Below are 7,260 nucleotides of genomic sequence, written 5' to 3'. Positions count from 1 at the left end.
TGTTTTGATGATTTCTTCTGGTTTTGCTTTTTGTCCTTTTTTCATATCTTAGTCCTTTCTTGATTGAGTTAATTTTATCTCGAAAACTAACTTCTATACTGGACCAATTATACGGGGTTAGGACAGCGGCAAGCTTTTAAAATGGCAGAGGCAGAGCATGGATTGCCTTCGACTTGGGGATTAAGCCAATTTCACACTATGGATAATGTTATTCCTTATTTACGCATACAAAAATGTAGTGACGCAGGAGGGTGTTTTTCAGACACTTATAAAAACATGGATGGTACACCCAATACAAATTTAGTGGATATAGATACTTCATCTTCTTTTCCAAAATTCAGGTTGAGTAACGGAGTAACTTTATTCACTTCTCACGTTAATAAAGATTGCATATATCCTGTACCCAATAATAAGAGTTGTCTATGGATTAGAGTCGATTTAAATGCCGACAATCCACCTAACGCTCAAGGAGTAGATTTATTCGGATTTTACGTAACTAATGAGGGAGTCTTCCCTCTTGATGATTCAGGTCACTATGGACCTGTATATTGCTCAAAATCCAGAGCTAATTATGGGAATTCAAGTGGTATAAATTGTGCCTACATTATTATGCAGCAAGGTAATATGGATTATTTGCATCCATAAATTTATATGTCTTTATACCCCAGTGCTAAAACTGCTTCGGGCGAAGTCAGATAATCATATTCTGCTTCTGTTAGGATGTTATTTTGAATAATGTAATCCCTGACGTTTAATGAGCTTTCCTCAATCTCGGAAGCTATTTGTGCTGTTTTTTTATAACCGAGTTTGGGAACAAGAGCGGTTAATACGGCATAGCTATTATCAAGAGTTGCTTTGATATATTCTTTATTGGCTTTTATTTCTTTAATACAATTTTGAACAAGCATTTCATTTGCATTAGTTAGCAAATTCAATGATTCTAAGAATGAGAATGCTATTAAAGGTGCAAATTGGTTAAGCTCAAGCTGTCCCATCGAAATGCATTGGTTAATAATTACATCATTTCCAAGCACTTTTATACCGACTTGCGCTGCAGCCTCAGGTATAACAGGGTTAACTTTGCCCGGCATTATAGAAGAACCTACCTGTCTTGGCGGTAAAATTATTTCCGCTAAACCTGCTTTAGGACCTGAATTTAATAATCTTAAATCATTAGAGATTTTTATAAGATTTGTTGCATGTGCCTTCAGAATTCCTGAAACTTCGGCAAAAACGTCCCAATTTTGTGTGTTTTCAACAAGGTTTTCGGCTCTTGCAAGACCAATATTTGTTAAATCTCTCAAATGTTCGATTACTCCGAATATAAACTTTCTTGGGGCATTCAACCCTGTTCCTATTGCTGTCCCGCCGATATTTACTACTCTAAGGCGCTCTTCACATTTGTATATGCGCCATCTGTCTCTTGCAACTGCTTCTGCATAAGAAGAAAATTCTTTGCCTAAAGTAATCAAAACAGCATCCATCAGCTGCGTTCTGCCGACTTTTACAATATCAGAAAATTCTTTTTCTTTCTCTTCAAAAGCAGCCTGAAGTTCCGTAACTTTTTTTTCAAGGTTGTGTAATAAAAATATTGATGCAATTTTTAATGCGGTAGGATAAACATCGTTTGTTGACTGATACAAATTAACATCTTCAATAGGGTCAATGTTCTCGTTAGTTTTTTGCCTGGCATAATTTGCCAAAACCTCATTTACATTCATATTTAGAGATGTCCCTGCTCCACCTTGCATAGGGTCAACTATTATTTGAGAATCAAGCTCCCCTGATATAAGAGCATCGCAAGCCTCAATTATTGCATCATTTTTTTTGTCATCTCTAACCCCAAGGTCTTTTATTGTCATAGTACAGGCTTTTTTTACATACCCGAAAGCCATTATAAAATATCTATGGTGTCTATAATCCGAAAGCGGAAAATTTTCTTTTGCCCTTAAGCTGTTAATACCCCATAGTACATCATCGGGGATTTGCTTTGTGCCTAAAAAATCTTTTTCTTCTTTGAAACCCATTATTTTACCTGCCTTTTAAGCTCTTGATAAATTTGGTGCGCCATAGCAAAAGGTTCTAATGCACGCTCAAAAATGCCTAAAGAATATGCAATCGAAAGCCCATAATTGGTAATAGGTACACCTGCCTGTTTGGCTTTCATTATCCTTGAGAGTATTTCGCGTCTGTTTGTCATGCAAGCACCGCAGTGTATTATAAGATTATACTCGGAAATATTTTCAGGGAAATCATGCCCTGCATAGTGTACAAATTCTAACTTTCCGCCTACATATTGAGTCAGCCATCTCGGGATTTTTACCGTCCCTATATCATCACCTATTGCATGGTGTGTACAGGATTCGCATATTAAAACCTTGTCATTTGGTTTAAGAGTTTCTATAGCAAGGGCCCCCTTAACAAATTCTTCCAAATCCCCTTTGAACCTTGCAAAAAGTATTGAAAAAGATGTCAGTTTAATATTTTTGGGCACATCTGCAGACACCTTCAAAAATGCCTGTGAATCCGTAATAACTATTTGAGGCGGCTTATTTAACCTGCACAAAGCTTCTTTGAGTTCTCGTTCTTTGACTACCATCACCATTGAATCGTTGTCGAGCAAATCACGTATAGTTTGAACTTGTGGCAGTATAAGTCTGCCTTTTGGTGCTTGCAAATCAATGGGTACAACCAGAATGCCCATTTCCCCCAGGGGGATTAAATCAGCTGCAATCATTGGAGGATTAATAAATTCTTCGGGTGCATTTTCAATAAGTTTTTGCTTAAGGTTATCCATCCCAGACCCTGTTTTGGCCGAAGTAATTACTATAGGGACATTTAGGCTTTTAACTTCAGTCAGCTTTTCTTCTGTAATTTCAGTTAAATCGGATTTATTAAAGATTGCTATTATTGGGATTTTTCTTGCGATAAATTCATCATAAAGTTCTTTTTCAAATATGCCCCAATCCGTCCGGTCGGATACTATTAAGGCAATGTCAATTCTGTCAAAGATTTGCATTGTTTTTTTTATTCTAAGTTCACCCAACTTGCCCTCATCATCAACACCTGCAGTGTCAACAAAAAGCACCGGTCCTAAAGGTAAAAGTTCCATTGCCTTTTCAACAGGGTCAGTTGTGGTGCCTGCAATCTCTGAAACAATAGAAATATCTTGGTTTGTTAAAGCGTTTAAAATATTGGATTTACCTACATTACGCTTGCCGAAAATCCCTATATGGAGCCTCATTCCCTTTGGAGTGGTTTGCATTTAATGCCTTCCTTTGATTAAAACTGTTTTTACTTCAATTATCATAGCATTAATTTTAGAATAAATTAATTTACTAAAAATAAAATAATTTACTTATGAACTGTACTAAAATCCCAGATGAAATGATTTTCGATTCTGAGGTTAAAAAAGTATTAAATATACGTCTATATATTAAAACGAATCTTTTTCTTTTTCCAATTCTTCGACTTCTTTCGATTTTATTGCTGAATAATAAGCTGATTCATCTGCCCAAGTTATATCACCTAAATTAGAGCTTTTCAGGGCTGCTTGATATTCTTCTTCAGAAATCAGACCTAATAAATATTTCGGACGAAGGTATAAAAATACGTAATTTTGATCTTTACACTTTGGACAAGAGGAACTGTTGTATAATGAAATTGTTGATTCTTCTCCGGTTGCTGTATTTGTGTATGTAAATTCAGTAGTAGATTTAGGCCCCCAGCCTATAAATTCATGGGTATATTTGTTATACTTCTCTTCAAGCTCAATATTTAATTTTTTGGCAAGTTCAAAATCCGGTTCAAAAGAAGTTGCTCCACTAGCATAATATTCAGCAAAATTCCTAAAATCATTCGTTATATTGCCGCCTTTTTCTTCCATCAATTCAAATGTTGCGGCAAGCATATCGGCTGAACCTTTATTTTTTTCAAAATAATTGTCATAAAAATCTATTTCTTCATTAGAAATTATTGCATCTTTTTGAACAACAACATCGACTCCGTTGATAATGGTTTTCTTTCCTCCGCTACCAATAGCGTAAGACTCTCCGCAATTCATTGTTTCTCGTCTTGTTAGATTGCCTATATAAATAGACATAAGCGAACCTAAATCTGACTGATTTGCGCCCTTTGTTTCTTTTATCTTCGCTTTTGATGATTCTAAAGTGCTTTTTAACAATGCTGCCGAAGCTGCATCGCCTGCATCTTCATATTTTTTTATTGAATCTTTTACTGAATTATATGTAACATCATAATTTTTATCATGAATGCTATCCATAAGTTCTTTTTTTCTTGAAGAACAATCAACAAGTTTTTGAGTCTCTTCTAAAGACATAAAACCATCGCTATCAGTATCTATTTGGGCAAAATTTTCTAAAGAAAAATTGCTACTCAATCTAAAGCCAAAAAAACTACCTTTATTCCCATTTGATTTTAGTTCATAGCAAGTTGCCACATTTCCACTGATAAAAGAAGTTGTATTTTTTACGATATTTTCTATAATTTCTTTTGCTTCGCCAGTTATATTATTTTCTTTAATTAGTGATGCTGCTAATGATGAATTAATACGTGTAGATTTTTGTTCGGGATTAGACTTCGACTGCACTTCCTCAATAATTAAATTGCGCAAATTATTAAAATTAATACCTTTCCCCTCAACATAAAGATCCGACCAGTTGATATTGCCCGTGGTTTTATTTGTTTTACCGTCAGTAGTAGTATTTACGCTGTCAGTAGCTCTAATACCTTCTGTTGCCACAATTGAAGGTGTTAGAGCAATTCTTTGTGCATAAGAGATATCCACACTTTGTTGTAGCGTCGAAGCTATGTTGTTATAGTTCATTTGTTGTGTATTAAAAATTCGTACTTGAGTTAAACGTAAGTTTTTATTCGTTTCAATTGCCTGCCCTAATGTAGATAATTGCGTTTTTATTGATGCTATTTCTCCATTTATAGCTGCAAGTTCAGAATTTTCAGAGGATACACTATAATCGCCCAATTCATCTGCAATTACCTTTGAATAATCTTTCGTTCCATATTTGCCTGCGGCATAATCCGCATTTATTTTTGCAAGTTTCGCATCATATTCGGCTTGTTTTTTTTCTGATATTTCCTCTGCTTTTGTTTGGTACTCTTTTTGTTTAGTTTCTATTTCTTTTTGTTTAGACTCATATTGCGCCTCTTTTGACTCTATCACGTTGTCTGTAATCTCAATTGATGCTTGTTGAGCAAATATGTTTGATTTTAATACAGTTAAATCTTTTGTATATTGATTAATGTTGTTATAAAAAGCTGTTGAGGAATCGGCATTAGTATTGCCTTCAGGAGTATCTGTTTGAACCGTTTTTCCTGTCGAATTGTCTTTTGGTTCTTCAGCCAGTATTTCAGTGAAAGCTTGTTCTATATCGTCAGTAATAATAATATCGTTGGTGTCATCATCATCTAAATTCAGCAATTGCAAATATTGCCAATCCTCAATATCTACTATACCATCTTTATTGAAATCGTAAGCCTGATCTGGTTTAGCAGCTGAGGTTAAAAAAAAGTTAATTGGATCTATTTTTGTCATTAAGATATTCCTCATATCTTTCAATATTCTTGGATATACATGTCTAATCGGCATCTTTTAGGTTTATCTTTAATAAAAAAGTTTTTTTGTTACAAAATTTAACATTCATTTTCAGCAGATGATTCAAGAAGCAAGCATAACTTCAAGTGCGGGTAAAATCGATATTATTTATTTACCGCCATATACTGATATCAAGGCTGATGATGTGGGAAATTTTATCCGCAAAAAAATTAAATGGTATTTTGAAAAATAAAATAAAATAAATCTCTCTTATGTGCTACACTCGTTCTTTTTCGAAAGAGCGAGTTTTTTATTATCTGTGTAAAATCTGTGTAATTTCTATTGCATTTCACATGGATTATAGTGTTACAAAATTATATTTTTTTAATTTCAATTAAATTTTTTCAAGAATTGTATAACCAGACGGATAAAAACATTGCTATGTAATTGAAGGCAAATCGCTGAAGTTTAGGCTGTGTCTTGATATTGAGGCAGTTCCGCCTTGTCCATAAATATGGAATCGAAATTAACGGAATTAACGATTTTTTACCATTATTTTTAACGCTTTTTCCTTTGAAAACACTATAAAAAGCCGTCTTTAGGTATAATTTGACAGACAGAATGGAAAATGTGACAAGCAGAATGGAAAAATTTTAATTTTGCGAAAATCAAGTCGGAAAATTTTCCAAACTGATTGTCAGACATTTAGAATGAACCTGATATAAATTTCAAAACTTACTGATAATTTTTCTAGCAAATGAGTTTAAAATTTAACATAAAAGTTTTTAATTAAGCTTAACGGCTTAAGATTAATTAAGAACTCTAAAGCATTATTCGGTTATCGTACCAAGGCTACTATCATTTGATAATAATTCTGAAATACAAACCGTTTCACTTTGAGGAGATAAATTACATTCCAGTTTATCTATTGCCAGTAATACCGGCATCTGTGTTGATATCCCATTAAATATGCAAGTCCCAACTGGAAGAGTAGGGATAGAATCGGCGGTGATTTTATCAATGTAAGAAATGGAAGTTTCAACAGCTTTTAAGCCTTGGAAATATGTTCTATTACCGCACGATTCAGTAAAATACAATATGTCATTAGATTATTTAGTGTAAATATTTACAATCAGCCCAAGGATTTAAATTTTAATTTACTTTAAAATATTTATTAACATCAAAATCAAAATTAATCGGGTCATCATTATAAATATTTTCTATATTGTAAGTATTAATAGCGCAGGAACTATAAAAATCTTCTTTAAATATACCATCCTTGCATACATATATTTTGTTATTGTGACACCATTTTATGGTGGGTATAAAATTAAAATTAATTCTTGCCTATTTTTAATCATTGCTCCATTGCATTCAAGATATCACTCTATTTAAGAGCTGTATCAGGTTAACCTATAAACTATTTAAAATATCTTGAAGATATGTTTTGTAGTAGGTTTTTAGGGAGGCTGGTTTTTTTATTTTAACATCACAGCCCCATTTGAAGAGTTCCTGGCAAATGGCATAAGTTCCGCCGGCTTTGAATTTTACCTCAATATTACCGTTATCAAGCACTTTGACTTTTTGAGTCGGATGAAAGTGATAATTCAATACATCCTCAGCAATTATTTTATTGAATTCTAGAACAATATCAATAGGTTCTTCCTGATAAATCCCAAACGATTGTG

7 protein-coding genes are annotated in these 7,260 nt (G+C 33.6%); 2 read left to right on the top strand and 5 right to left on the bottom strand.

The window, feature by feature from the left end; translation table 11 throughout:
• The first annotated feature begins 141 nt into the window (after nt 1–141).
• On the top strand, nt 142–645 hold the full coding sequence (locus tag PHX18_09135; protein MDD3594770.1) for a hypothetical protein: 504 nt from the start codon (nt 142–144) through the stop codon (nt 643–645).
• A gap of 2 nt (nt 646–647) precedes the next feature.
• On the opposite strand, the gene PHX18_09130 is transcribed toward PHX18_09135, so the two are convergent.
• From PHX18_09130 to PHX18_09120, 3 genes are all read right to left on the bottom strand, one after another.
• On the bottom strand, nt 648–2,027 hold the full coding sequence (locus PHX18_09130) for an aspartate ammonia-lyase (protein MDD3594769.1): 1,380 nt from the start codon (nt 2,025–2,027) through the stop codon (nt 648–650).
• The gene (gene hydF / locus PHX18_09125; GenBank protein MDD3594768.1) at nt 2,027–3,265 is read right to left on the bottom strand and encodes a [FeFe] hydrogenase H-cluster maturation GTPase HydF; all 1,239 of its coding nucleotides are present in this window, start codon (nt 3,263–3,265) and stop codon (nt 2,027–2,029) included. The genes PHX18_09130 and hydF overlap by 1 nt, the downstream gene beginning before the upstream one ends.
• Before the next feature lie 171 nt (nt 3,266–3,436).
• On the bottom strand, nt 3,437–5,572 hold the full coding sequence (locus tag PHX18_09120; GenBank protein MDD3594767.1) for a hypothetical protein: 2,136 nt from the start codon (nt 5,570–5,572) through the stop codon (nt 3,437–3,439).
• A 118-nt stretch (nt 5,573–5,690) separates the two neighbouring features.
• On the opposite strand from PHX18_09120, the gene PHX18_09115 reads away from it, so the two are divergent.
• Complete coding sequence (locus tag PHX18_09115; protein MDD3594766.1) at nt 5,691–5,825, top strand: hypothetical protein; 135 nt, start codon at nt 5,691–5,693, stop codon at nt 5,823–5,825.
• Between the two features lie 577 nt (nt 5,826–6,402).
• On the opposite strand, the gene PHX18_09110 is transcribed toward PHX18_09115, so the two are convergent.
• On the bottom strand, nt 6,403–6,669 hold the full coding sequence (locus tag PHX18_09110; GenBank protein ID MDD3594765.1) for a hypothetical protein: 267 nt from the start codon (nt 6,667–6,669) through the stop codon (nt 6,403–6,405).
• Nucleotides 6,670–6,985: 316 nt separating this feature from the next.
• Nucleotides 6,986–7,260: WYL domain-containing protein (locus PHX18_09105; GenBank protein MDD3594764.1), on the bottom strand; the 275-nt coding region annotated here is incomplete at its 5' end.

The sequence above is a fragment of the Candidatus Gastranaerophilales bacterium genome (assembly GCA_028696075.1).
GTDB lineage: Bacteria > Cyanobacteriota > Vampirovibrionia > Gastranaerophilales > JAILCC01 > JAQVHS01.
Note: the sequence above shows the minus strand (reverse complement) of the source record. Positions and strands in the feature narration are given on the sequence as shown.

Excerpts from the sequence above, each read along its gene's own strand:
- PHX18_09120 (MDD3594767.1), bottom strand. The coding sequence starts at position 5,572 with ATGACAAAAATAGATCCAATTAACTTTTTTTTAACCTCAGCTGCTAAA.
- PHX18_09135 (MDD3594770.1), top strand. The coding sequence starts at position 142 with ATGGCAGAGGCAGAGCATGGATTGCCTTCGACTTGGGGATTAAGCCAA.
- hydF (MDD3594768.1), bottom strand. The coding sequence starts at position 3,265 with ATGCAAACCACTCCAAAGGGAATGAGGCTCCATATAGGGATTTTCGGC.
- PHX18_09130 (MDD3594769.1), bottom strand. The coding sequence starts at position 2,027 with ATGGGTTTCAAAGAAGAAAAAGATTTTTTAGGCACAAAGCAAATCCCC.
- PHX18_09115 (MDD3594766.1), top strand. The coding sequence starts at position 5,691 with ATGATTCAAGAAGCAAGCATAACTTCAAGTGCGGGTAAAATCGATATT.